Source organism: Escherichia sp. MOD1-EC6300 (assembly GCF_002965045.1).
Classification (GTDB): Bacteria; Pseudomonadota; Gammaproteobacteria; order Enterobacterales; family Enterobacteriaceae; genus Escherichia; species Escherichia coli_F.
In genome coordinates this window covers 1-24,403 of sequence record NZ_PTRH01000025.1, presented here as the reverse complement: position 1 = coordinate 24,403, position 24,403 = coordinate 1, and the positions used below count along the sequence as shown (strand labels likewise).

Genomic DNA, 24,403 nt, shown 5'->3' with positions numbered 1-24,403 from the left:
AGTGGCGAATAAATCTCATTTGCCTCACCTGCTATGCAGAACATCATCCGAAAAGGAGGAACTATGAAGGCTGCAGTTGTTACGAAGGATCATCATGTTGACGTTACAGATAAAACACTGCGCTCACTGAAACATGGCGAAGCCCTGCTGAAAATGGAGTGTTGTGGTGTGTGTCATACCGATCTTCATGTGAAGAATGGCGATTTTGGTGACAAAACCGGCGTAATTCTGGGACACGAAGGTATTGGTGTGGTGGCAGAAGTTGGCCCCGGCGTTACCTCATTAAAACCAGGCGATCGCGCCAGCGTGGCGTGGTTTTACGAAGGTTGCGGTCATTGCGAATACTGTAACAGTGGTAACGAAACGCTCTGCCGTTCAGTTAAAAATGCCGGATACAGCGTTGATGGCGGCATGGCGGAAGAGTGCATCGTGGTCGCCGATTACGCGGTTAAAGTGCCCGATGGCCTGGACTCCGCGGCGGCCAGCAGCATTACCTGCGCGGGTGTCACCACCTACAAAGCAGTAAAACTGTCAAAAATTCGTCCAGGACAGTGGATTGCTATCTACGGTCTTGGCGGTCTGGGCAACCTCGCCCTGCAATACGCGAAAAATGTCTTTAATGCAAAAGTGATCGCCATTGATGTCAATGATGAGCAGTTGAAACTGGCAACCGAAATGGGTGCAGATTTAGCGATTAACTCACGCACCGAAGACGCCGCCAAAATTGTGCAGGAGAAAACCGGTGGCGCTCACGCAGCGGTGGTGACAGCGGTAGCTAAAGCTGCGTTTAACTCAGCGGTCGATGCCGTTCGTGCAGGCGGTCGTGTTGTGGCTGTCGGTCTGCCGCCGGAGTCTATGAGCCTGGACATCCCACGGCTGGTGCTGGATGGTATTGAAGTGGTCGGTTCGCTGGTCGGCACGCGCCAGGATCTCACCGAAGCCTTCCAGTTTGCCGCCGAAGGTAAAGTGGTGCCAAAAGTTGCCCTGCGTCCGTTAGCGGACATCAACACCATCTTTACTGAGATGGAAGAAGGCAAAATCCGTGGCCGTATGGTGATTGATTTCCGTCGCTAAGAGGCCTTTGCTGCGACTGCCATGTTTGAGTCGCAGCCTGTTTTGCGAGACGCTTTCCGCAATTTCACTCTTCTTCTTTTCCTCCCCCATCTTTCCTCTCACAATTCACGAAAACGTAGCGAAATTTGTTGCGCTGCACGGAACAACAGTGATAGTGTTCCTTTCGAAGGAACAAGGATGAAGAGATGATAATGAATTTCAGACACAAGGGATTGCGTGACTTGTTTCTTCTCGGCAAAACCTCCGGCGTTATACCGACGCAAATCAAACGATTACGCCACCGACTCGCTGTGATTGATGCAGCAAGCTGTCTTGCTGATCTCGATATGCCCGGTTACCGACTACACCCGTTAAGCGGCGATCGTGATGGAATTTGGGCGATATCTGTCTCGGGCAACTGGCGAATCACATTTGAATTCGTCAATGGCGATGCATACATACTGGATTACGAGGACTATCACTGATGAAAATGGCCAATCATCCCCGCCCGGGGGACATTATTCAGGAATCACTGGACGAACTTAATGTCAGCCTGCGCGAGTTTGCCAGAGCAATGGAAATTGCGCCCTCAACGGCAAGCCGATTGCTGACCGGAAAAGCCGCGTTGACGCCAGAAATGGCGATTAAACTTTCCGTGGTGATCGGCAGTTCGCCGCAAATGTGGCTGAATCTACAAAACGCCTGGAGTCTGGCAGAGGCAGAAAAAACGGTAGATGTGTCGCGATTACGCCGTCTGGTTACGCAATAAAAAAATGGCACCTTATAAAGCGCCATTTGAAACTGATGGCAAACGCAACATTGCCTGATGCGCTACGCTTATCTGACCTACACGTTCACTGCAATCTATTGGATTTGAACGGTTTGTAGGCCGGATAAGGCGTTCACGCCGCATCCGGCATGAATAAAGCCTACGTTGTCTACAATATGAAAATGGCGCCTTTTACAGCGCCATTTTCAGCTTAAAGTTCAAAAGAGATTATATCCCTTCTTCACTCTCTTTTTTCGCTTCTGCCTTTTCGATTTCACGATACCAGCGTGGATGGTGTTTCTTCGCCCAACGACGGCTCACCTTCCCTTCGATCATCCCTTTAATCGACCCTTTCACCCAGAATGCCATATACATATGGATCAGGATGGCGTGGATCAGGATGATACCCGCAGCCGCGTGAATAAACAGGCTATAACGGACAACCTGTATCGGGAAGTACTGCGCAAAGTACGGACGCCAGATAATCACCCCGGTTACCAGCAGCACGAAAATCATGCTCATGATCGACCAGAACATCATCTTTTGCCCGGCGTTGTACTTACCAACATCCGCCACTTTGTGTTCATTGCCTTTTAATACTTCGACAATGTTCAACAGCCACGGAATATCTTTCTTATCCGGGATGTTGTGATGCACAAAACGCACAAACATAAACATCAGCGCGACGAAAATCGCAATGCCGAAGAACGGGTGCAAAATGCGTCCCATCTGCGGCGTACCGAAGGTTTGTGTCAGCCATTGCAGCGTCGGGAAGAAGAACGAAATCCCGGACAGCGCTACCAGGAAGAAGCAAATCACCACGGTCCAGTGACAGGCGCGATCAATAAACTTGGTGCGCACAATCATTTTCGACTTACTCATGATGATCCTCCTCGTCATCGTCCACTTCCTTATTCGGGCCAATACCGATGTAGTGGAAAATTAACCCGGCAAAAGTGGCGATAAAGCCAGCCGCTGCCAGCGGTTTCAACGCGCCTTTCCACAGATTTACCGATGTATCGATCTTCGGATCTTTCGGCAGACCGTGATACAGCTCCGGCTGATCGGCGTGATGCAGCACGTACATGACGTGCGTACCACCGACCCCTTCCGGATTGTAGACACCAGCATGTTCGTAACCACGCGCTTTCAGTTTCGCCACGCGCTGTTCCGCCAGCTCCAGCATCTCCTTCTTGGTGCCGAAGTGGATAGCCCCGGTCGGACAAGTTTTCACACAAGCCGGTTCCTGACCAACGCTGACGCGATCGACGCAGAGTGTGCATTTATATACCCGGTTATCCTCTTTGTTGAGGCGTGGAATATTAAACGGACACCCGGCAATGCAGTAACCACAGCCGATGCAGTTTTCCGACTGGAAATCGACAATCCCGTTAGCGTACTGAATGATCGCACCAGCAGACGGGCACGCCTTCAGGCAGCCCGGATCTTCACAGTGCATACAACCGTCTTTACGGATCAGCCACTCCAGCTTGCCGTTCTGTTCGGTTTCGCTAAAGCGCATCACCGTCCAGGACTTGGCGCTCAGATCGGCGGGGTTATCATAAACCCCGACGCAGTGCCCCACTTCATCACGGATATCGTTCCACTCCGAACACGCCACCTGACAGGCTTTACAGCCGATACAGGTGGAAACGTCGATAAGTTTCGCGACTTCTGCTTTGTAATCACGCACCTGAGAAGGCGGCGTGATGGAGTTAGTTGCGGACCTTTTGATAATGTCCTGCGTTTCCATAGCCATCTGTTCGCCCCCTTACGCCTTCTCGATGTTGACTAAGAACGCTTTATATTCCGGCGTTTGCGAGTTTGCATCACCGACATTCGGCGTCAGAGTGTTAGCGATATAACCTTTACGCGCGACACCCTCAAAGCCCCAGTGGATTGGAATACCCACCGTTTCAACCTGCTGACCGTTTACATTCAGTGGTTTCAGACGGCGCGTTACCACAGCCACCGCGCGGATAAAGCCACGCTTGCTGGAGACAGTGACACGATCGCCATTGGCAATGCCTTTCGCCGCCGCCAGCGTTTCGCTGATTTCCACAAACTGTTCCGGCTGAGCAATTGCGTTGAGCAACGCGTGCTTGGTCCAGGTGTGGAAGTGCTCGGTCAGACGGTAGGTCGTACCCACATACGGGAACTGCTCTTTTTTACCCATCCGCAGCGCGTCTTGTTCATACAGACGAACCACCGGGTTAGACACCACGTTCGGATGCAGCGGGTTAGTGCCCAGCGGCGTTTCAATTGGCTCGTAGTGTTCCGGGAACGGACCTTCCGCCATTTTGTTGATGGCAAACAGGCGTCCCATCCCTTCCGGCTGCATGATAAACGGCCCGGTTGGCGTACCCGGTGCGGCATTGCCGAAGTCCGGAATATCGTTACCCGTCCACTTGCTGCCGTTCCACTGGATCAGCATCCGTTTCGGATCCCAAGGTTTACCGTTGATATCCGCCGAAGCACGGTTGTACAGCACGCGACGGTTGAGCGGCCACGCCCAGGCCCATCCCAGCGTATTCCCCAGACCGGACGGGTCGGAGTTATCGCGGTTGGCCATCTGGTTGCCCTGCTCTGTCCAGCTACCGGTGTAGATCCAGCAAGAAGATGCGGTTGTACCGTCATCACGCAGATGCGCAAAGCTACTCAGCAACTGCCCTTTCTTCGCAATCAGTACGCCATTAGCGTCATAGAGATCTTCCAGCGCATAGCCGTTATTCTCTTTCGCCACTTCGTCAGACTGCGGTTCGTGCGGCTGCTTGTAGTTCCAGCTCATCTTCATCAGCGGTTCTACGCCTTTACCACCTTCGGCCTGGTACAGCTCGCGCAGATGATGGTAGATACCCGCCAGAATTTCGCCGTCATTACGCGCTTCGCCCGGCGCATCCTGACCTTTCCAGTGCCACTGCAACCAGCGACCGGAGTTAGCGATAGAACCATCTTCTTCGGCAAAGCAGGTCGAAGGCAGACGGAATACTTCAGTCTGAATAGACGCCGGATCGACATCGTTCGACTCGCCGTGGTTCTGCCAGAAGGTGGAGGTTTCAGTCACCAGCGGATCGATAACCACCATGTACTTCAGCTTGCTCAGGCAGCTCACCACTTTGTTTTTGTCCGGGAAGGACGCAACCGGGTTAAAGCCCTGGCAGAAATAACCGGTGACTTTACCTTCATCCATCATGTTGAAATACTTGATGACGTCGTAGGTCTGGTTCCACTTGGGCAGCCAGTCGTAGCCCCAGTTGTTCTCTTTCTGCGCAGCATCGCCGTAGAAAGATTTCATCAGGCTAACGAAGAACTTCGGATAGTTGCTCCAGTAGTTCACCTGATCAGCCAGCGTCGCTTTCGGCGTGTTCGCTTCCAGATACGACTGCAAATCAACCTGTTTTTCTGACGGCAGCGTCAGATAACCCGGCAGGCTGGTAGAGAGCAGACCTAAGTCAGTCAGGCCCTGAATGTTGGAGTGACCACGCAATGCGTTCACGCCGCCACCAGCCATACCCATGTTACCGAGCAGCAACTGGATCATCGCCATAGTACGGATGTTCTGCGCACCCACGGTGTGTTGGGTCCAGCCCAGCGCGTACAGGAAGGTGGTTGTGCGATCCGGCGCGCTGGTGGAGGCCAGCACTTCACATACTTTCAGGAAGTCAGCTTTTGGCGTACCGCAGATGTTTTCTACTACGTCCGGCGTGTAACGGGAAACGTGCGCTTTCAGCAAGTTCCACACACAGCGCGGATGGGTCAGTGTTTCATCGCGTTTCGCATAGCCATTTTCATCGAACTGATAGTTCCAGGACGACTTATCGTACTGACGTTTTTCAGCGTCATAACCGCTGAACAGGCCGTCTTCAAAAGTAAAATCATCACGCACCAGCAGGCTGGCGTTGGTGTAATGCTTAACGTATTCGGCGTTGATCTTGTTGTTTTCGATCAGGTAGCGCAAAACGCCAGACAGGAACGTAATGTCCGTACCGGAACGAATAGGTGCGTAGATATCCGCCACAGAAGCGGTACGCGTAAAACGGGGATCGACAACGATCAAGGTTGCATCGTTGTTGTTTTTCGCTTCCATCGCCCAGCGAAAACCGACGGGATGCGCTTCAGCAGCGTTACCGCCCATCACCATTACGACGTTAGCGTTTTTGATATCCACCCAGTGGTTGGTCATTGCACCGCGACCAAATGTTGGAGCAAGACTTGCTACCGTTGGTCCGTGTCAGACGCGCGCCTGGTTGTCTACCGCCAGCATCCCGAGGGAGCGGGCAAATTTCTGTGTCAGCATCCCGGTTTCGTTGCTGGCACCGGAAGCACACAGCATACCGGTAGAAAGCCAACGGTTTACCGTTACGCCCTGCTCATTCTTTTCAATAAAGTTAGCGTCACGGTCTGCCTTCATCAGCTTCGCAATGCGGGAGAATGCTTCTTCCCAGCTAATGCGCTGCCATTTGTCAGAACCTGGCGCACGATATTCCGGGTAGCGCAGACGGTTTTCGCTGTTGACGTAATCCAGCAATCCGGCCCCTTTCGGGCACAGCGCACCACGGCTTACCGGATGATCCGGGTCACCTTCAATGTGATAAATCGCTTCTCTGGCGTTTTTCGCGCCATCACCCAGGCTATACATCAATAGCCCGCAACCTACGGAACAGTATGTACAAGTGTTACGGATCTCTTTCGCGCGTAATAATTTGTAGTTTCGCGCCTGAGCCAGTGCTTGCTTCGGGGCAAAGCCCAATGCCGCGACTGTTGTTCCCGCCATACCGCCCGCGCAGATTTTAAAAAATTGTCTGCGACTGACGTCCATTGCTTTCCTCTTTTTTCAGGGGTATTACTGCGCGAGGAAACTAACAGTAAAATTCTGAATCTTTTTGCGCGAAATCAAAAAGAACAGCTGTTTGCCACAAAATAATCCGCCTGCGCAAATTGACCTACCTCAATAGCGGTAGAAAAACGCACCACTGCCTGACAGGCCAGTTAAAAAAATGCTATAAAATTCAGCTTAATTTTTAACGGCAAGAGAGACAAAACAGCGAGCATGACACGACAAAAAGCAACGCTCATAGGGCTAATAGCGATCGTCCTGTGGAGCACAATGGTAGGATTGATTCGCGGTGTCAGTGAGGGGCTCGGCCCGGTCGGCGGCGCAGCTGCTATCTATTCATTAAGCGGGCTGCTGTTAATCTTCACGGTTGGATTTCCGCGAATTCGGCAGATCCCGAAAGGCTATTTGCTCGCCGGGAGTCTGTTATTCGTCAGCTATGAAATCTGTCTGGCGCTTTCCTTAGGGTATGCGGCGAGCCGTCATCAGGCGATTGAAGTAGGTATGGTGAACTATCTATGGCCCAGTCTGACAATTCTCTTTGCCATTCTGTTTAATGGTCAGAAAACCAACTGGCTGATTGTACCTGGATTATTATTAGCCCTGGTCGGTGTCTGTTGGGTGTTAGGCGGTGACAATGGGTTACACTATGATGAAATCATCAATAATATTACCACCAGTCCATTAAGTTATTTCCTGGCGTTCATTGGCGCTTTTATCTGGGCAGCCTATTGTACAGTAACGAATAAATACGCACGCGGATTTAACGGTATTACCGTTTTCGTCCTGCTGACAGGAGCAAGTTTGTGGGTTTACTATTTTTTAACGCCGCAACCGGAGATGGTATTTAGCACACCCGTCATGATTAAACTCATCTCTGCGGCATTTACCTTAGGATTTGCTTACGCTGCGTGGAACGTTGGCATTTTACATGGCAACGTCACCATTATGGCAGTAGGTTCGTATTTTACGCCCGTACTTTCGTCGGCGCTTGCTGCGGTACTGCTTAGTGCTCCGCTATCGTTCTCATTCTGGCAAGGCGCACTGATGGTCTGCGGCGGTTCCCTGCTCTGCTGGCTGGCGACACGTCGTGGATAAAATTATTGTCGGGTCATAGCACCCGGCAGTTAACCCGCTAAATTACGACAATAATAAAAAATAAATTTCAAATACCAGTAATTCACCTTATATCTCATTTCGACTTCGATCACATATCGACAAATAATATTATTTCATCTAGTATTCTCATTGTTTTTAATCACCATTCTATTTTAAAAACAGTATGTCATTTGTAAATGACGCCGTTTAAAATTCGTTTAGAAAATAGGTTTAACGATAATTAAAAGGATACTGTTAAATGAAATTAAAAATAGTTGCGGTGGTTGTAACTGGTTTGTTAGCTGCGAACGTAGCACATGCTGCCGAAGTATATAACAAGGATGGTAATAAACTCGACCTTTATGGCAAGGTTACCGCTCTACGTTATTTTACTGATGATAAGCGTGACGATGGTGATAAAACTTATGCCCGTCTCGGTTTTAAAGGAGAAACGCAAATCAATGATCAAATGATTGGTTTTGGTCACTGGGAATATGATTTTAAAGGCTATAACGATGAAGCCAACGGCTCGCGCGGCAACAAAACCCGTCTTGCCTATGCAGGTTTAAAAATTAGTGAATTTGGCTCTCTGGACTATGGTCGTAACTACGGTGTCGGTTATGACATTGGTTCATGGACCGATATGTTGCCAGAATTTGGTGGCGATACCTGGAGCCAGAAAGATGTCTTCATGACATATCGTACCACTGGTGTGGCAACCTATCGCAACTACGATTTCTTTGGCTTAATTGAAGGGCTGAATTTTGCTGCACAATATCAAGGCAAAAATGAACGCACTGACAACGCTCATCTTTATGGTGCTGACTATACGCGTGCCAATGGTGACGGTTTCGGTATCTCCTCAACTTATGTTTATGATGGCTTTGGGATCGGTGCTGTGTATACCAAATCTGATCGGACAAATGCGCAGGAAAGAGCAGCGGCTAATCCTCTCAATGCCTCCGGTAAGAATGCAGAACTGTGGGCAACAGGTATAAAATATGATGCCAACAACATTTACTTTGCAGCTAATTACGCTGAAACATTAAACATGACCACCTATGGTGATGGTTATATCTCTAACAAAGCACAAAGTTTCGAAGTGGTGGTCCAATATCAATTCGACTTCGGCTTGCGCCCATCACTCGCTTACCTGAAATCAAAAGGCAGAGATCTGGGGCGTTACGGCGATCAGGACATGATTGAGTATATCGACGTTGGTGCAACGTATTTCTTCAACAAAAATATGTCGACCTATGTTGATTATAAAATCAACCTGATCGATGAAAGCGACTTTACCCGTGCTGTAGATATTCGCACCGATAACATCGTCGCAACGGGCATTACCTATCAGTTCTAACATCCTCTCCTGACCAGCCCTTCTCTGGGCTGGTTTTTGATTTAAGTGCTGCTGTATGACTCCTTAAGTAAAAATGAGCAATTTTTGATATTTCTGGTCATTCACCTCAATTAATATTCTTCCATACCCTCCGGGGACATCTTAGTATAATATTTATTGATGAGTGATTATGACCAATATTAATACAGCTTGTGTAAAAAATAATGCCAGTTATCAAGTGAATAACGCATTACCTAACAGAGAAACCAACGCCAGCAATTTTTTTGAACAACTGGCACAATGGGGTGAGAAATCGCTTAATAATGGCGTAGAAAAAAGAACTATTCTAGAGCGAATTAATGAAGCTTACAACTCAAACATGGAATCTCTTAATTTGTCATATCTTGATTTGAGTGAGTTACCGCCTATCCCCCCTACAGTTAAAACATTGAATTTGGAGGGGAATTGTCTAACTTTCCTTGACTTTACCGACAATGCTAGTCTTATCAATATCAACCTCACCTTGAATAATATTGAAACGATAACCTTTCCAAATGAATCAAAACTGGAAAATATTTATATCGATTGCAACAAGCTGGAAAGTTTAGATTTAAAAAATCAGCATTCATTGGTTAATCTGGAAGCGCAAAATAATAATCTAAAAGAAATTAATATTTCTGACAGTTATAAACTGAAATTTCTTAACCTTGATAATAACCAGCTAACATCGCTGGATGTTTCTCAACAAGAATCTCTGATTGAGTTAAGTGCTTGTCACAATATGATCAATGATCTTAAATTACACTATCACCCCATGGTGAAAAAAATCGCTTTAAACGACAACCATATTGCAAATTTAAACGCTAAAAGCACTGCGATACTTGAATATTTAGACTTAAGTAACAACAATTTATTGCCAACAGATAACATTAATGAGTTAATATCATCAAAACATCTTTGGTATTTATCAGTTAACGGTATTAACAATGATCCTATTGCACAAATGCAGTACTGGAATGCAATAATGGATTTAGTTGATAATATTGATGAAGTGACCATTAAGATATCTTATGATCTAGCAATTAAAAATATCGATACCAGTAATAAGCATCTTGTAGAAGTAAGCAAAAATACTGAAGGTGATAATAAAGAAAACAATGATTCAATGTCGATTCGTTACCGTTCAAAACCTTATTTCAGCAATTTAACTTTAACAGAACAAGAAACAACACTTTCTGAAGAAGAATTAAAAGCTATTCTGCCTATGTATCGCGCGTGTCGGTTTGATAACGACACTCCCCTATCCTCATCCTCATCCTCAGAACTCAAGGACGCAACAGGTACCCCTATCTGTTATTACATTTATGATGAGAATAAAACTTCCTTAGGTTATGGACCAACATTTCATAATTGGTTAAGCCAATCCTTTACCACAGAGTTATAAAAAACATCCTGATTAATCAAGGATAATAAATCAAAAAATATATTATTGCCATGGAGTAGTTATGAAGTTTCCTTTAATCTTTTTTAAAACAAAGCAGTCCCTACAGCGACTCCCCGAACAGAATTTATATAGCTGGATGCATGAATTGAATAAATGGAAAGAAAAATGCATAGTCACAGGTGAACTTCATCGTCAAGAATGCCGAAAAGAAGCGGCAGAAAGGATAAACCGTGCTTTTTTGTCGAAGCAGAATGACATTGATTTATCTGGACTTAATTTAACTACTCAACCACCAGGGCTGCAAAACTTCACCTCTATCAATCTTGATGAGAACCAACTCAAACATTTTGATGCAACCAACTACGATAAACTCATCAACCTTAGTCTGAATAGTAATGCTCTTGAGTCTATAAATTTTCCTCAAGGCAGAAATGTAAGCATTAAACATATATCTGTGAATAATAATGCTCTCAGAAATATTGATATAGATGGGCTTTCATCAGTTACTTATTTTAGTGCGGCACATAATCAACTAGAGTTTGTGCAATTAGAATGTTGCGAAAGGCTGCAGTACCTGAATCTCAGCCACAATCAATTAACTGATATTGCTGCAGGAAATAAAGATGAACTCTTACTTCTGGATCTATCCCATAATAAACTAACAAGTTTACATAATGCCTTATTTCCCAACTTGAATACGTTACTTATCAACAACAACTTGCTTTCTGAAATTAAAATATTCTTTAGCAACTTCTGCAATGTACAGACATTAAACGCTGCGAACAATCAGTTGAAAAAAATAAACCTTCATTTCCTGACTTATCTTTCATCTATCAAAAGTTTAAGACTGGACAATAATAAAATAACCCGCATTGACACTAAGAATACATCCGATATTGGAACTTTATTCCCCATAATAAAACAGAGCAAAAACTTAAATTTTTTAAATGTTTCTGGGAAGAACAATTGCCCTACTATGCAGCTCATGTTATTTAATTTGTTTTCCCCAGCACTTAAGCTTAATACTGGCCTGGCAATTCTTTCGCCTGGTGCATTTGAAGTTCACTCTGACGGAGTAGATGTGGAAAACGAATTGTTTCACTATACTTTTAAAGAAGCATACACCCCATATAATATACACACTTATAAAACAGAAGAAGTTGTAAATCAGATGAATATAAAAATTAAAAATATGACCTTAGATGAAATAAACAATACTTACTGTAATAACGATTATTACAATGAGGCGATAAGAGAGGAACCGATAGACTTTCTGGACAGATCGTTTTCCTCCAGCTCATGGCCTTTTTAGTGAATAAATCATCACTAATTCTATAAGTGTCTGGTCTTATTAAGAATATAGTTAATATGCAACCCTTTAGATTCACGATCTGAAGGGTTGAAACATGGCATACGTTCAAAGATTAACCCCCGTTTGAAGGTTAGCCTGTTAGTTACATTTAGTAACACATATCTGTCTGCTTAATCCCCATTCTGCCCCCGCGGTTACGCTTTCTTATCTATTCTTTCAATCAGCACTTCACCTAATTCATCCTTAATTCTAATAACTGGCTATTGCGCCTTACCTCCTGTTTTGTCTTTTTTTCATTACCAATGTGTACATGTGAGGAACAATATGGCACTGCAAAATGAGAAAAATAGTCGTTATCTTTTGCGCGACTGGAAACCAGAAAACCCGGCCTTCTGGGAAAATAAAGGAAAGCATATTGCACGAAGAAACCTCTGGATATCAGTCAGTTGTCTACTTCTTGCCTTCTGTGTCTGGATGCTATTTAGCGCAGTTACTGTTAATCTCAATAAAATCGGTTTTAATTTCACTACCGATCAACTCTTTTTATTAACCGCATTACCCTCCGTTTCTGGCGCATTATTGCGTGTCCCCTACTCCTTTATGGTGCCTATATTTGGTGGACGCCGATGGACGGTTTTTAGTACTGCAATCCTGATTATTCCTTGCGTCTGGCTCGGAATTGCCGTGCAGAATCCGAATACTCCTTTTGGGATATTTATCGTTATCGCTTTGCTATGCGGTTTTGCAGGGGCGAACTTTGCTTCGAGCATGGGCAATATCAGTTTCTTCTTCCCAAAAGCCAAACAAGGGAGCGCACTTGGGATTAATGGTGGATTAGGAAACTTAGGCGTAAGCGTGATGCAGCTGGTTGCGCCGCTGGTGATTTTTATCCCCGTATTTGCCTTTCTCGGTGTCAATGGCGTACCACAGGCCGACGGTTCGGTGATGTCGCTGGCGAATGCCGCATGGATTTGGGTGCCATTACTGGCGATTGCCACTATTGCCGCCTGGTTAGGGATGAATGATATCGCCAGTTCACGCGCGTCAATCGCCGATCAATTGCCTGTATTACAACGTCTGCATCTCTGGCTGCTCAGTCTTCTCTATCTCGCCACCTTCGGTTCGTTTATCGGTTTTTCTGCGGGTTTTGCCATGCTGGCGAAAACCCAGTTCCCGGATGTGAATATTCTGCGTCTGGCGTTCTTTGGCCCATTTATCGGTGCCATCGCGCGGTCGGTTGGTGGTGCTATTTCCGATAAATTCGGCGGCGTGCGGGTGACGTTGATCAACTTCATTTTTATGGCGATTTTCAGCGCCCTGCTGTTCCTTACCTTACCGGGCACAGGCTCCGGTAATTTCATCGCATTTTACGCCGTATTTATGGGGTTGTTTCTGACCGCAGGTCTGGGAAGTGGTTCTACTTTCCAGATGATCGCCGTCATCTTTCGCCAGATAACCATTTATCGGGTGAAGATGAAAGGCGGTAGTGATGAGCAAGCTCAGAGAGAAGCCGTCACCGAAACGGCGGCGGCTCTGGGCTTTATCTCAGCCATTGGCGCAGTGGGCGGCTTTTTCATTCCGCAGGCGTTTGGCATGTCGCTCAATATGACCGGCTCGCCGGTAGGCGCGATGAAAGTGTTTTTAATCTTCTACATCGTTTGTGTGCTGCTGACCTGGCTGGTTTATGGTCGGCGGAAGTTCAGCCAAAAATAAGAAATCGATGCCTGACACGTCTTATCAGGCTACAACCGTGTCGCATCCGACAAGGCATCAGATCCCAATTCATTCCTGGAGCAGGAGTTATGTCATGAGTAAACTTTTGGATCGCTTTCGCTACTTCAAACAAAAGGGCGAAACCTTTGCCGATGGTCACGGACAGGTGATGCATAGCAACCGCGACTGGGAGGACAGCTATCGCCAGCGTTGGCAGTTCGACAAAATCGTGCGTTCCACCCACGGCGTTAACTGTACAGGCTCCTGTAGCTGGAAAATCTACGTTAAAAATGGTCTGGTGACCTGGGAAATCCAACAGACCGACTACCCGCGCACTCGCCCTGACCTGCCCAATCATGAACCTCGCGGCTGCCCGCGTGGCGCAAGTTACTCCTGGTATCTTTACAGCGCTAACCGCCTGAAATACCCGCTCATTCGTAAACGACTGATTGAACTGTGGCGCGAAGCCCTCAAGCAACACAGCGATCCGGTACTGGCGTGGGCATCGATTATGAACGATCCGCAAAAGTGCCTGAGCTACAAACAAGTGCGTGGGCGTGGCGGCTTTATCCGCTCCAACTGGCAGGAGCTAAACCAGTTGATTGCCGCCGCTAACGTCTGGACCATCAAAACTTACGGCCCGGATCGCGTTGCCGGTTTCTCGCCGATTCCGGCGATGTCGATGGTTTCTTACGCCGCCGGAACACGTTATCTGTCGCTGTTAGGTGGCACCTGTTTAAGTTTCTATGACTGGTATTGCGACCTGCCGCCTGCCTCGCCGATGACCTGGGGCGAGCAAACCGACGTGCCAGAATCTGCCGACTGGTATAACTCCAGCTATATCATCGCCTGGGGTTCTAACGTACCGCAAACGCGCACACCAGACGCCCACTTCTTTACCGAAGTACGTTACAAAGGTACCAAAACTATCGCCATTACCCCGGACTACTCTGAAGTAGCCAAATTGTGCGACCAGTGGCTGGCACCGAAACAAGGCACTGATAGCGCCCTGGCAATGGCAATGGGCCATGTGATTTTAAAAGAGTTCCATCTCGATAATCCCAGCGACTACTTTATCAATTACTGCCGCCGCTATAGCGACATGCCGATGCTGGTAATGCTTGAACCGCGCGACGATGGCAGCTACGTTCCCGGACGGATGATCCGTGCATCTGACCTGGTGGATGGGTTGGGCGAAAGCAACAATCCGCAGTGGAAAACCGTAGCAGTTAATACAGCAGGTGAACTGGTGGTGCCGAACGGTTCGATTGGTTTTCGCTGGGGAGAAAAAGGCAAATGGAATCTGGAATCCATTGCCGCCGGTACGGAAACCGAATTGTCGTTAACTCTGCTCGGTCAACATGATGCCGTTGCAGGCGTGGCCTTCCCCTACTTTGGCGGCATTGAAAATCCGCATTTTCGAAGCGTAAAACACAATCCGGTCCTGGTGCGCCAATTGCCCGTTAAAAACCTGACATTAGCCGATGGCAACACCTGTCCGGTCGTCAGCGTTTATGATTTGGTACTGGCGAATTATGGCCTCGATCGCGGGCTGGAAGATGAAAACAGCGCGAAAGATTACGCTGAAATTAAACCTTACACCCCTGCCTGGGGCGAGCAAATTACCGGCGTACCGCGCCAGTATATTGAAACCATCGCCCGTGAATTTGCCGATACCGCCCATAAAACGCATGGGCGCTCGATGATTATCCTCGGTGCTGGCGTCAACCATTGGTATCACATGGACATGAACTACCGTGGGATGATCAACATGCTAATCTTCTGCGGTTGTGTCGGGCAAAGCGGTGGCGGCTGGGCACACTATGTCGGTCAGGAAAAACTGCGCCCGCAAACCGGCTGGTTGCCGCTGGCCTTTGCGCTCGACTGGAACCGACCACCGCGCCAGATGAACAGCACCTCGTTTTTCTACAATCATTCCAGCCAATGGCGCTATGAAAAAGTCTCTGCTCAGGAGTTACTTTCACCGCTCGCCGATGCCAGTAAGTACAGCGGTCATCTGATTGATTTCAACGTTCGCGCCGAACGTATGGGCTGGCTACCTTCTGCGCCGCAGCTGGGGCGTAACCCGCTCGGGATTAAAGCTGAAGCCGACAAGGCCGGATTATCCCCCACAGAATTTACCGCCCAGGCTCTGAAATCGGGCGATTTACGTATGGCCTGCGAACAGCCAGATAGCGGTAGCAATCATCCGCGTAACTTGTTTGTCTGGCGCTCTAACCTGCTTGGCTCCTCCGGCAAAGGTCACGAGTATATGCAGAAGTATTTGCTGGGTACGGAAAGCGGGATTCAGGGTGAGGAACTCGGTGCCAGCGACGGGATCAAACCAGAAGAAGTCGAGTGGCAAACTGCGGCGATTGAAGGCAAGCTCGACCTGCTGGTGACGCTCGACTTCCGTATGTCCAGTACCTGCCTGTTCTCCGATATCGTTCTGCCCACCGCCACCTGGTACGAAAAAGACGATATGAATACCTCAGATATGCATCCGTTTATTCATCCACTTTCTGCGGCGGTCGATCCGGCCTGGGAGTCACGCAGCGACTGGGAAATCTACAAAGGTATCGCCAAAGTCTTTTCGCAAGTGTGCGTGGGCCATCTCGGCAAAGAAACTGACGTGGTACTGCAACCGCTGCTGCATGACTCTCCGGCAGAGCTTTCGCAGCCGTGTGAAGTGCTCGACTGGCGCAAAGGGGAATGCGATCTGATCCCGGGTAAAACCGCGCCCAATATTGTAGCGGTGGAACGCGACTACCCTGCTACCTATGATCGCTTTACCTCGCTCGGGCCATTGATGGACAAACTTGGCAACGGCGGTAAAGGGATTTCGTGGAATACCCAGGATGAAATCGATTTCCTCGGCAAACTCAATTACACCAAGCGTGATGGCCCGGCACAGGGGCGACCGCTGATTGACACCGCCATTGACGCATCAGAAGTGATTCTGGCGCTGGCACCGGAAACCAACGGTCATGTTGCAGTCAAAGCGTGGCATGCGCTGGGCGAGATCACCGGACGCGAACATACCCATCTGGCGCTGCACAAAGAGGACGAAAAGATTCGCTTTCGCGATATTCAGGCGCAGCCACGTAAAATTATCTCCAGCCCCACATGGTCTGGTCTGGAAAGCGATCACGTCTCCTATAACGCGGGATACACCAACGTTCATGAGTTAATTCCGTGGCGCACGCTGTCGGGACGCCAGCAGCTTTATCAGGATCATCCGTGGATGCGTGCCTTTGGTGAAAGTCTGGTGGCTTATCGCCCGCCTATCGACACCCGTAGCGTCAGTGAAATGCGCCAGATACCGCCAAACGGCTTCCCGGAAAGAGCACTTAACTTCCTGACGCCGCATCAGAAATGGGGCATTCACTCAACCTACAGTGAAAACCTGCTAATGCTAACGCTCTCTCGCGGTGGACCGATTGTCTGGATCAGCGAAACCGATGCCCGTGAATTGACCATTGTCGATAACGACTGGGTGGAAGTGTTTAACGCCAACGGCGCGCTGACTGCCCGCGCGGTGGTCAGCCAACGTGTACCGCCGGGTATGACCATGATGTATCACGCTCAGGAACGCATTATGAATATTCCTGGTTCGGAAGTAACCGGCATGCGCGGCGGCATTCATAACTCGGTCACCCGCGTTTGCCCAAAACCAACGCATATGATTGGCGGTTACGCGCAGCTGGCCTGGGGCTTTAACTACTACGGCACCGTCGGCTCGAACCGCGACGAATTTATCATGATCCGCAAGATGAAAAACGTTAACTGGCTGGATGATGAAGGTCGCGATCAGGTACAGGAGGCGAAAAAATGAAAATACGTTCGCAAGTCGGCATGGTGCTTAACCTCGATAAATGTATCGGCTGCCATACCTGTTCGGTGACCTGTAAAAACGTCTGGACCGGACGCGAAGGCATGGAGTACGCATGGTTTAACAACGTCGAAACCAAACCGGGCATTGGTTATCCGAAAAACTGGGAAGATCAGGAAGAGTGGCAAGGCGGCTGGGTGCGTGATGTGAATGGCAAGATACGCCCGCGTCTGGGCAGCAAAATGGGCGTAATAACCAAAATCTTCGCCAACCCGGTGGTGCCGCAGATTGATGATTACTACGAACCTTTCACCTTCGACTACGAACATTTGCATAGCGCACCGGAAGGCAAACATATCCCTACTGCTCGCCCGCGTTCACTGATTGACGGCAAACGGATGGACAAAGTGATCTGGGGGCCAAACTGGGAAGAATTGTTGGGCGGCGAATTCGAAAAACGCGCCCGTGACCGCAACTTCGAGGCCATGCAAAAGGAGATGTACGGGCAGTTTGAAAACACCTTCATGATGTACCTGCCGCGCCTGTGCGAACACTGCCTCAATCCCAGTTGCGTGGCGACCTGCCCAAGCGGCGCGATCTACAAACGCGAAGAAGACGGCATTGTGCTGATCGATCAGGATAAATGCCGTGGCTGGCGTTTGTGCATTAGCGGTTGTCCGTACAAAAAAATCTACTTCAACTGGAAAAGCGGCAAGTCAGAAAAATGCATCTTCTGTTACCCACGAATTGAGTCAGGCCAACCCACCGTGTGCTCAGAAACCTGCGTGGGTCGCATCCGGTATCTGGGCGTGCTGCTTTACGACGCCGACCGCATCGAGGAAGCGGCGAGCACCGAGCGCGAAGTTGACCTCTATGAACGCCAGTGCGAAGTGTTCCTCGATCCGCACGATCCCTCAGTGATCGAAGAAGCCCTGAAACAAGGTATTCCACAAAACGTGATTGAAGCTGCCCAGCGTTCGCCAGTCTACAAAATGGCGATGGACTGGAAACTGGCGTTACCGCTGCACCCTGAATACCGCACCCTGCCGATGGTCTGGTACGTTCCTCCGCTGTCACCGATTCAGTCCTATGCAGATGCGGGCGGCTTGCCAAAAAGCGAAGGCGTGCTGCCCGCCATCGAAAGCCTGCGTATTCCGGTGCAATATCTCGCCAATATGTTGAGTGCCGGTGATACCGGTCCGGTACTGCGGGCGCTGAAACGGATGATGGCGATGCGCCACTATATGCGTTCACAAACCGTGGAAGGTGTTACCGATACCCGCGCCATTGACGAAGTAGGCCTGAGCGTCGCCCAGGTCGAAGAGATGTATCGCTACCTCGCCATTGCCAACTATGAAGACCGTTTTGTCATTCCAACCAGTCATCGGGAAATGGCGGGTGATGCCTTCGCAGAACGCAACGGCTGCGGCTTCAGCTTTGGCGACGGTTGCCACGGCTCAGACAGCAAATTCAACCTGTTCAACAGTAGCCGTATCGATGCCATCAACATTACCGAAGTGCGCGATAAAGCGGAGGGAGAATAATGCAGATCCTCAAAGTGATCGGCCTGTTGATGGAGTACCCGGACGAGCTGTTGTGGGAGTGTAAGGACGACGCGCTGGCATTAATCCGCCGCGACGCGTCGATGCTCACCGATTTTGCACTCGACCTGCTCAACGCGCCGCTGCTGGATAAACAGGCCGAATGGTGTGAAGTGTTCGACCGCGGGCGCACCACGTCGCTGCTGCTGTTCGAACATGTTCATGCCGAATCCCGCGATCGAGGCCAGGCAATGGTGGACCTGCTGGCGGAGTATGAAAAGGTCGGTCTGCAACTGGATTGTCGGGAACTGCCCGATTATCTGCCGCTGTACCTGGAGTACTTAAGTGTGCTGCCGGACGATCAGGCAAAAGAAGGATTACTCAACGTTGCGCCGATCCTCGCCCTGCTTGGCGGACGCTTAAAACAACGCGAGACACCGTGGTACGCGTTATTTGACGCCCTTTTGCAACTGGCAGGAAGTCCCCTGTCAAGTGACAGTGTCACAAAACAAATTCGTAGTGAAGAGCGTGACGACACCCGCCAGGCGCTGGATGCGGTGTGGGAAGAAGAACAGGTGAAGTTTATTGAAGATAACGCCACGGCGTGTGACAGCTCGCCGCTTAATCAATATCAGCGACGTTTTAGCCAGGATGTCGCGCCGCAGTACGTCGACATCAGTGCGGGAGGTGGGAAATGATTCAGTATCTGAACGTCTTTTTTTACGATATCTACCCGTACATTTGTGCGACGGTGTTTTTCCTTGGCAGCTGGCTGCGCTATGACTACGGGCAGTATACCTGGCGCGCCTCCTCGAGCCAGATGCTCGATAAACGCGGGATGGTGATATGGTCGAATCTGTTCCATATCGGCATTCTGGGGATCTTCTTCGGTCATCTGTTCGGCATGTTAACACCGCACTGGATGTACGCGTGGTTTTTACCAGTGGCAGCGAAACAACTGATGGCAATGGTGCTCGGCGGTATTTGCGGCGTGTTGACGTTGATTGGCGGTGCAGGACTGCTGTGGCGCAGGCTGACAAATCAGCGTGTGCGTGCTACTTCCACCACGCCGGATATCATCATCATGAGCATATTGCTGATCCAATGTTTGTTGGGGCTAAGTACCATACCGTTTTCAGCACAGTATCCTGATGGTAGCGAAATGATGAAACTGGTGGGTTGGGCGCAAAGTATCGTCACTTTCCGTGGAGGATCGTCAGAAATGCTTAACGGCGTAGCGTTCGTCTTCCGCCTGCATCTGGTATTGGGAATGACCATCTTCCTGCTCTTTCCGTTCACCCGACTGGTGCACGTGTGGAGCGCGCCTTTTGAGTACTTTACTCGTCGGCACCAGATTGTGCGCTCGCGGCGATAATTCTCCCCCTGGCCGGATAGCCCTTCGCTCTCCGGCCACTTGCAGGCTATGATAGTTCTCCAGCCACAGGAGAACGTTAATGAAACCGCAGGTGTACCACGTCGATGCTTTTACCGCTCAACCGTTTCGCGGCAATTCTGCCGGTGTTGTTTTTCCCGCCGATAAACTTAGCGAAGCGCAAATGCAGCTTATCGCCCGCGAATTAGGTCATTCGGAAACTGCTTTTCTGCTGCACAGCGACGACAGCGATGTGCGCATTCGCTACTTTACGCCAAAGGTTGAAGTGCCAATTTGCGGTCACGCAACGGTGGCTGCGCACTATGTACGTTCAAAGGTATTAGGTTTGGGAAATTGCACGGTCTGGCAAACGTCGCTGGCAGGAAAACATCGCGTGACTATCGAAAAGCACAACGATGATTATCGTATTTCGCTGGAACAAGGTACGCCGGGCTTTGAGCCACCGCTGGAAGGTGAAACACGTGCGGCGATTATCAACGCATTGCATCTTACCGAAGACAATATTCTGCCGGGTTTGCCAATCCAGGTGGCAACCACAGGACACTCAAAAGTGATGATTCCGTTGAAACCAGAAGTGGATATCGATGCCCTTTCGCCTGACCTTGCTGCGCTGACCGCAATCAGCAAGCAGATTGGCTGCAATGGTTTCTTCCCGTTCCAGATCCGCCCAGGCAAAAACGAAACCGATGGTCGTATGTTCTCGCCTGCCATTGGTATTGTGGAAGATCCGGTGACCGGCAATGCCAATGGCCCGATGGGTGCATGGTTGGTACATCACAACGTATTGCCCCACGATGGCAACGTGTTGCGTGTTAAAGGCCATCAGGGGCGCGCATTGGGGCGTGACGGCGTGATTGAAGTGACGGTGACAATTCGCAATAACCAACCGGAGAAAGTCACCATTTCCGGCACGGCGGTGATTCTTTTCCATGCTGAATGGGCCATTGATTTTTGATACCGTTGCCTGATGCGCTTCGCTTATCAGGCCTACAACCGGGCTAATGTGGGCCGGTTGTAGGCGTTTACGCCGCATCCGGCCCCTGGCACAAACTATTTCCCCGCCTCCGGATGCGTATCAAACGCCGCCATCACCAACGCCAGTTCATCCACAGTAAAGCCATGCTTTGCGTCATCTACGCCCAGACCAAACTGCTCCTGCATCACGGCATATAACGACGCCACATCCGCTAGATTTCGCTGCTCCACTGCATGTCCATTTTCATAATGGGTGAAATGAAAATTGGTCAGTGTCAGTTTTCCACCGTCCGGCAAATGGCGGCACATCAGCAAATGATGGCGAAAATGCGATTGCGGCCAGTGCGCCGACCAGAAATTACCCATCACATAATCACTTTGTTGTTGTTCACAGAGATCAAAACGGTACATCGACTGCCAGTGCTGATGATGATTAAACTGCAAAATCCAGTCGTTCCCTTCCTGTAACAGCCGATATTCGCCATGTGGCGTTGTTTGCGCGATATCCGCCACTAAACGAATCGGCGCAGTCAAAGTCTGCCCACCGAAACCGACATCGGCAATCCAGTGTTCGCCTTCCAGCTCCACCAACAACAAACGATGGGTACGCGGCGGTAATGCTGGCGGATTAGATAACACTACGCGCCCTAACAGACTGCGTACCTGAAAACCCAGCTCGCGTAACACCCGCTCAAACACGCCATTCTGCTCAAAGCAGTAACCACCACGCCGGGCGAGCACCAATTTCTCTTCCAGCGATTGATCATCAAGCTGCATTTCTCTCGGCAGCAAAACATCGAGATTTTCAAATGGAATGGTGCAATTGTGTTTCAGGTGTAATGCGCGCAGCGTTTCGATATTGACCGCAGCCGCTCCCGACCAGTTAATGCGGGTAAAATAGTGATTCAGAATGGGCGTCATCAGGCGTTTCCGTTTGTGGTTTTCTCAATTTATAACCTGGAATAGACGCCGCACCGGCTATTTTGTGCGATCGCGGACATGCATCACGTTCGCAAATCGCCAATCCCGTTAATTTCGTTACTTATTGCGTTACGAGCTACGCTTTTAAAACAACCTTCTTAGCGAGGCGATACCGTGAGCCGATTCATCCCCGTCGAATTACACCATGCCAGCCGTCTGTTAAACCACGGCCCCACCGTTTTGATAACAACTTTTGATGAAAAATCACAGCGACGTAATGTGATGGCTGCGGCCTGGTCGATGCCGGTGGAGTTTGAACCGCCACGCATAGCGATTGTGGTAGATAAATCGACATGGACCAGGGAGTTGATTGAGCGTAACGGTAAATTTGGCATCGTTATCCCGGGCGTTGCGGCAACTAACTGGACGTGGGCGGTGGGAAGTGTGTCGGGTCGTGAAGAAGATAAATTTAATTGCTATGGCATTCCGGTTGTGAAAGGTCCGGTGCTTGGATTGCCGCTGGTTGAAGAGAAATGTCTGGCATGGATGGAGTGTCGATTGCTACCAGCGACTTCTGCGCAAGAAAAATACGATACGCTATTTGGCGAAGTGGTATCGGCAGCGGCAGACGCACGAGTATTTGTCGAAGGCCGCTGGCAGTTTGATGATGATAAACTCAATACGTTGCATCATTTAGGTGCTGGCACGTTTGTTACCAGCGGGAAGCGAGTTGCCGCGGGGTAAAGAATCATATGCAGCAACCAAGTTGCTTAAGCAATGTTTCCATATGAGTTAAAAGATATTTTATCTCACGATTGCATATTTTTAGTGAAGATTAATTTATCCTCACCAACATCATAGTAATTGCGTATTATCGCCTCATTGATAAAGCCCTATTTTGTATAAAATGCGCGGGCGGCACTAAAATCGATATGGCTAGAGATCTCTACTAAAAGTAGTCTTGCGTGATTGGGACAGGTCAAGAAAAAGCAGTTTTGCAGTTTTTTATTTCAGGGCGCAGTTGCGAAAATTGAATACCGTATGGACTAATGTGAGAAAATTCCGAGGTACGACTGTTTTGATATAGTGGACAATCAAGCGTCTCGAATTAACAATGAATTTCAGGTGCCAAGCCTTACAATTTGTAGCATGACGGATATAGGACAACATTAGGAAATCGGACAGAAAATTCATTATAATAAAATGACAACTTATCTCTTTCTCTCACGTTCTGTGAAATTTCACAAAAGTATAAACTGAGCCAATATGCCTTTATATATAAAAAATACTCATGTTTATTATTATCGGAAAAAGCCAAGATTTGATTAAGGCCATCAAAAATATCTTTCTCATGATCTATATGTACTCTTGATGATTTTACAATATCTTTTAATTCGCGGTAAATCTTATTAAATAGCGCAACCGATTCACTGTTATTGAATCCATAGTTGATAAAAAGACATGATTTAACATCCGATATTAGCAAGTCGTCATAATTCATCTCTATTTCAGACAATTTCACGATATACTCAGCTATAGTATTACTTTGTAAGGACTCAACAACTGACAGTAAAACAGATGGATGCAATAATATTTCAAGAAGACTTTTATCGATATTTTTATACACATTTATTGCAAATTCATCATTCGTCCCATCGATGGTGTCAGATATTGAAAAAAATACATAATCGGGGAGTTCATACCACATATTAATTTTAATAATATCACGACACATATCTTCTAATTGTTGTAATCTATTACCTTTATTCATAACAACCTTAATATTATATGGAATCTTTGGCGGAATCTTCTTAACTCTGAGGAATTTTACTAAACCTTTGTTAGAGAAAATATGCATATCACTGACAGCGTGTTATTAATTCACTCTGGTGTTATATAACAAAAATATCCCCTCCTGTTTTCACCTCTTTGTATTCATGATAGTTAAGGGGAGTGCTAACTTAATATAAACACCCAGGGCAAGATTACGAAAGCCCGCTCCCCGCAAGGACTGACGCCAGATACTTTCTGTCCATGGTTGCTTTTCGCATCTTACGTCTTAACCCTGCTTGAATACCTCATCATTCGTCAAAATATTAATAGCGATGTGCCGTATCCCTGAAAATAATTCTGCTGCATTTCCTCTTCTTATTTTGCAGTCGTCTTCATTCATTACCAC

19 protein-coding genes and 1 pseudogene are annotated in these 24,403 nt (G+C 48.4%); 14 read left to right on the top strand and 6 right to left on the bottom strand.

What is annotated here, in order from left to right; all coding sequences use genetic code 11:
* Positions 1-63: 63 nt before the first annotated feature.
* The 3 genes from adhP (at position 64) to BGE37_RS23255 (ending at position 1,822) form a co-directional block, all read left to right on the top strand.
* Positions 64-1,074: an alcohol dehydrogenase AdhP gene (adhP, locus tag BGE37_RS23265; RefSeq protein ID WP_000642407.1), complete on the top strand. Its 1,011-nt coding sequence runs from the start codon at positions 64-66 to the stop codon at positions 1,072-1,074.
* 185 nt (positions 1,075-1,259) lie between these two features.
* Positions 1,260-1,538 (top strand): type II toxin-antitoxin system RelE/ParE family toxin, encoded by a 279-nt coding sequence (locus BGE37_RS23260; RefSeq protein WP_032303016.1) that lies wholly within the window; start codon positions 1,260-1,262, stop codon positions 1,536-1,538.
* Positions 1,538-1,822: a HigA family addiction module antitoxin gene (locus BGE37_RS23255; RefSeq protein WP_000781370.1), complete on the top strand. Its 285-nt coding sequence runs from the start codon at positions 1,538-1,540 to the stop codon at positions 1,820-1,822. The genes BGE37_RS23260 and BGE37_RS23255 overlap by 1 nt, the downstream gene beginning before the upstream one ends.
* A gap of 228 nt (positions 1,823-2,050) precedes the next feature.
* Here BGE37_RS23255 and fdnI read toward each other — a convergent pair whose 3' ends face one another.
* From fdnI to fdnG, 3 genes are read right to left on the bottom strand one after another with little or no spacing between them, the layout of a single operon-like run.
* A complete protein-coding gene (fdnI, locus tag BGE37_RS23250) occupies positions 2,051-2,704 on the bottom strand; it encodes a formate dehydrogenase-N subunit gamma (protein WP_000045645.1) in 654 nt (217 codons plus the stop codon).
* Complete coding sequence (gene fdnH, locus BGE37_RS23245; protein WP_001240580.1) at positions 2,697-3,581, bottom strand: formate dehydrogenase N subunit beta; 885 nt, start codon at positions 3,579-3,581, stop codon at positions 2,697-2,699. The genes fdnI and fdnH overlap by 8 nt, the downstream gene beginning before the upstream one ends.
* Positions 3,582-3,593: 12 nt before the next feature.
* Positions 3,594-6,641 carry a formate dehydrogenase-N subunit alpha gene (gene fdnG / locus BGE37_RS23240; RefSeq protein ID WP_157944756.1) on the bottom strand — a complete coding sequence of 1,016 codons (3,048 nt, stop codon included), beginning with the start codon at positions 6,639-6,641 and terminating at the stop codon, positions 3,594-3,596.
* Between the two features lie 231 nt (positions 6,642-6,872).
* Here fdnG and yddG point away from each other — a divergent pair, with 231 nt between their 5' ends.
* The 10 genes from yddG (at position 6,873) to BGE37_RS23180 (ending at position 21,283) form a co-directional block, all read left to right on the top strand.
* On the top strand, positions 6,873-7,754 hold the full coding sequence (gene yddG, locus BGE37_RS23230; RefSeq protein ID WP_072000955.1) for an aromatic amino acid efflux DMT transporter YddG: 882 nt from the start codon (positions 6,873-6,875) through the stop codon (positions 7,752-7,754).
* Between the two features lie 259 nt (positions 7,755-8,013).
* On the top strand, positions 8,014-9,114 hold the full coding sequence (gene ompC, locus BGE37_RS23225; protein WP_105288498.1) for a porin OmpC: 1,101 nt from the start codon (positions 8,014-8,016) through the stop codon (positions 9,112-9,114).
* A 169-nt stretch (positions 9,115-9,283) separates the two neighbouring features.
* Positions 9,284-10,537: a leucine-rich repeat domain-containing protein gene (locus BGE37_RS25270; RefSeq protein ID WP_123057351.1), complete on the top strand. Its 1,254-nt coding sequence runs from the start codon at positions 9,284-9,286 to the stop codon at positions 10,535-10,537.
* Between the two features lie 61 nt (positions 10,538-10,598).
* Positions 10,599-11,849, top strand: coding sequence for a leucine-rich repeat domain-containing protein (locus BGE37_RS23210; RefSeq protein ID WP_105288497.1), 1,251 nt, complete (start codon positions 10,599-10,601; stop codon positions 11,847-11,849).
* A gap of 324 nt (positions 11,850-12,173) precedes the next feature.
* Positions 12,174-13,562, top strand: coding sequence for a nitrate/nitrite transporter NarU (gene narU, locus BGE37_RS23205; RefSeq protein ID WP_001207897.1), 1,389 nt, complete (start codon positions 12,174-12,176; stop codon positions 13,560-13,562).
* A 94-nt stretch (positions 13,563-13,656) separates the two neighbouring features.
* Positions 13,657-17,397, top strand: a complete 3,741-nt coding sequence (gene narZ / locus BGE37_RS23200) for a nitrate reductase Z subunit alpha (RefSeq protein ID WP_088542337.1) — start codon at positions 13,657-13,659, stop codon at positions 17,395-17,397.
* On the top strand, positions 17,394-18,938 hold the full coding sequence (narH, locus tag BGE37_RS23195) for a nitrate reductase subunit beta (protein WP_000702558.1): 1,545 nt from the start codon (positions 17,394-17,396) through the stop codon (positions 18,936-18,938). The genes narZ and narH overlap by 4 nt, the downstream gene beginning before the upstream one ends.
* Entirely contained in the window at positions 18,938-19,633 is a 696-nt protein-coding gene (gene narW / locus BGE37_RS23190) for a nitrate reductase molybdenum cofactor assembly chaperone (protein ID WP_001166338.1), read from the top strand. Before narH ends, narW begins: the two co-directional genes overlap by 1 nt.
* Positions 19,630-20,310, top strand: a complete 681-nt coding sequence (narI, locus tag BGE37_RS23185; protein WP_088542339.1) for a respiratory nitrate reductase subunit gamma — start codon at positions 19,630-19,632, stop codon at positions 20,308-20,310. The genes narW and narI overlap by 4 nt, the downstream gene beginning before the upstream one ends.
* A gap of 79 nt (positions 20,311-20,389) precedes the next feature.
* Positions 20,390-21,283 carry a PhzF family isomerase gene (locus BGE37_RS23180; RefSeq protein ID WP_105288496.1) on the top strand — a complete coding sequence of 298 codons (894 nt, stop codon included), beginning with the start codon at positions 20,390-20,392 and terminating at the stop codon, positions 21,281-21,283.
* A 95-nt stretch (positions 21,284-21,378) separates the two neighbouring features.
* On the opposite strand, the gene nhoA is transcribed toward BGE37_RS23180, so the two are convergent.
* Positions 21,379-22,224, bottom strand: coding sequence for an N-hydroxyarylamine O-acetyltransferase (gene nhoA, locus BGE37_RS23175; RefSeq protein WP_000187938.1), 846 nt, complete (start codon positions 22,222-22,224; stop codon positions 21,379-21,381).
* A 174-nt stretch (positions 22,225-22,398) separates the two neighbouring features.
* Between nhoA and BGE37_RS23170 the strand changes: the two genes are divergently transcribed.
* Positions 22,399-22,968: a flavin reductase family protein gene (locus BGE37_RS23170; protein ID WP_088542341.1), complete on the top strand. Its 570-nt coding sequence runs from the start codon at positions 22,399-22,401 to the stop codon at positions 22,966-22,968.
* Positions 22,969-23,359: 391 nt separating this feature from the next.
* Here the strand turns inward: BGE37_RS23170 and BGE37_RS23160 are convergent, their stop codons facing one another.
* Positions 23,360-23,995 carry an aminopeptidase gene (locus BGE37_RS23160; protein WP_105288505.1) on the bottom strand — a complete coding sequence of 212 codons (636 nt, stop codon included), beginning with the start codon at positions 23,993-23,995 and terminating at the stop codon, positions 23,360-23,362.
* Between the two features lie 214 nt (positions 23,996-24,209).
* Positions 24,210-24,403: pseudogene (locus BGE37_RS23155) on the bottom strand (ISAs1 family transposase); the annotation flags it as partial.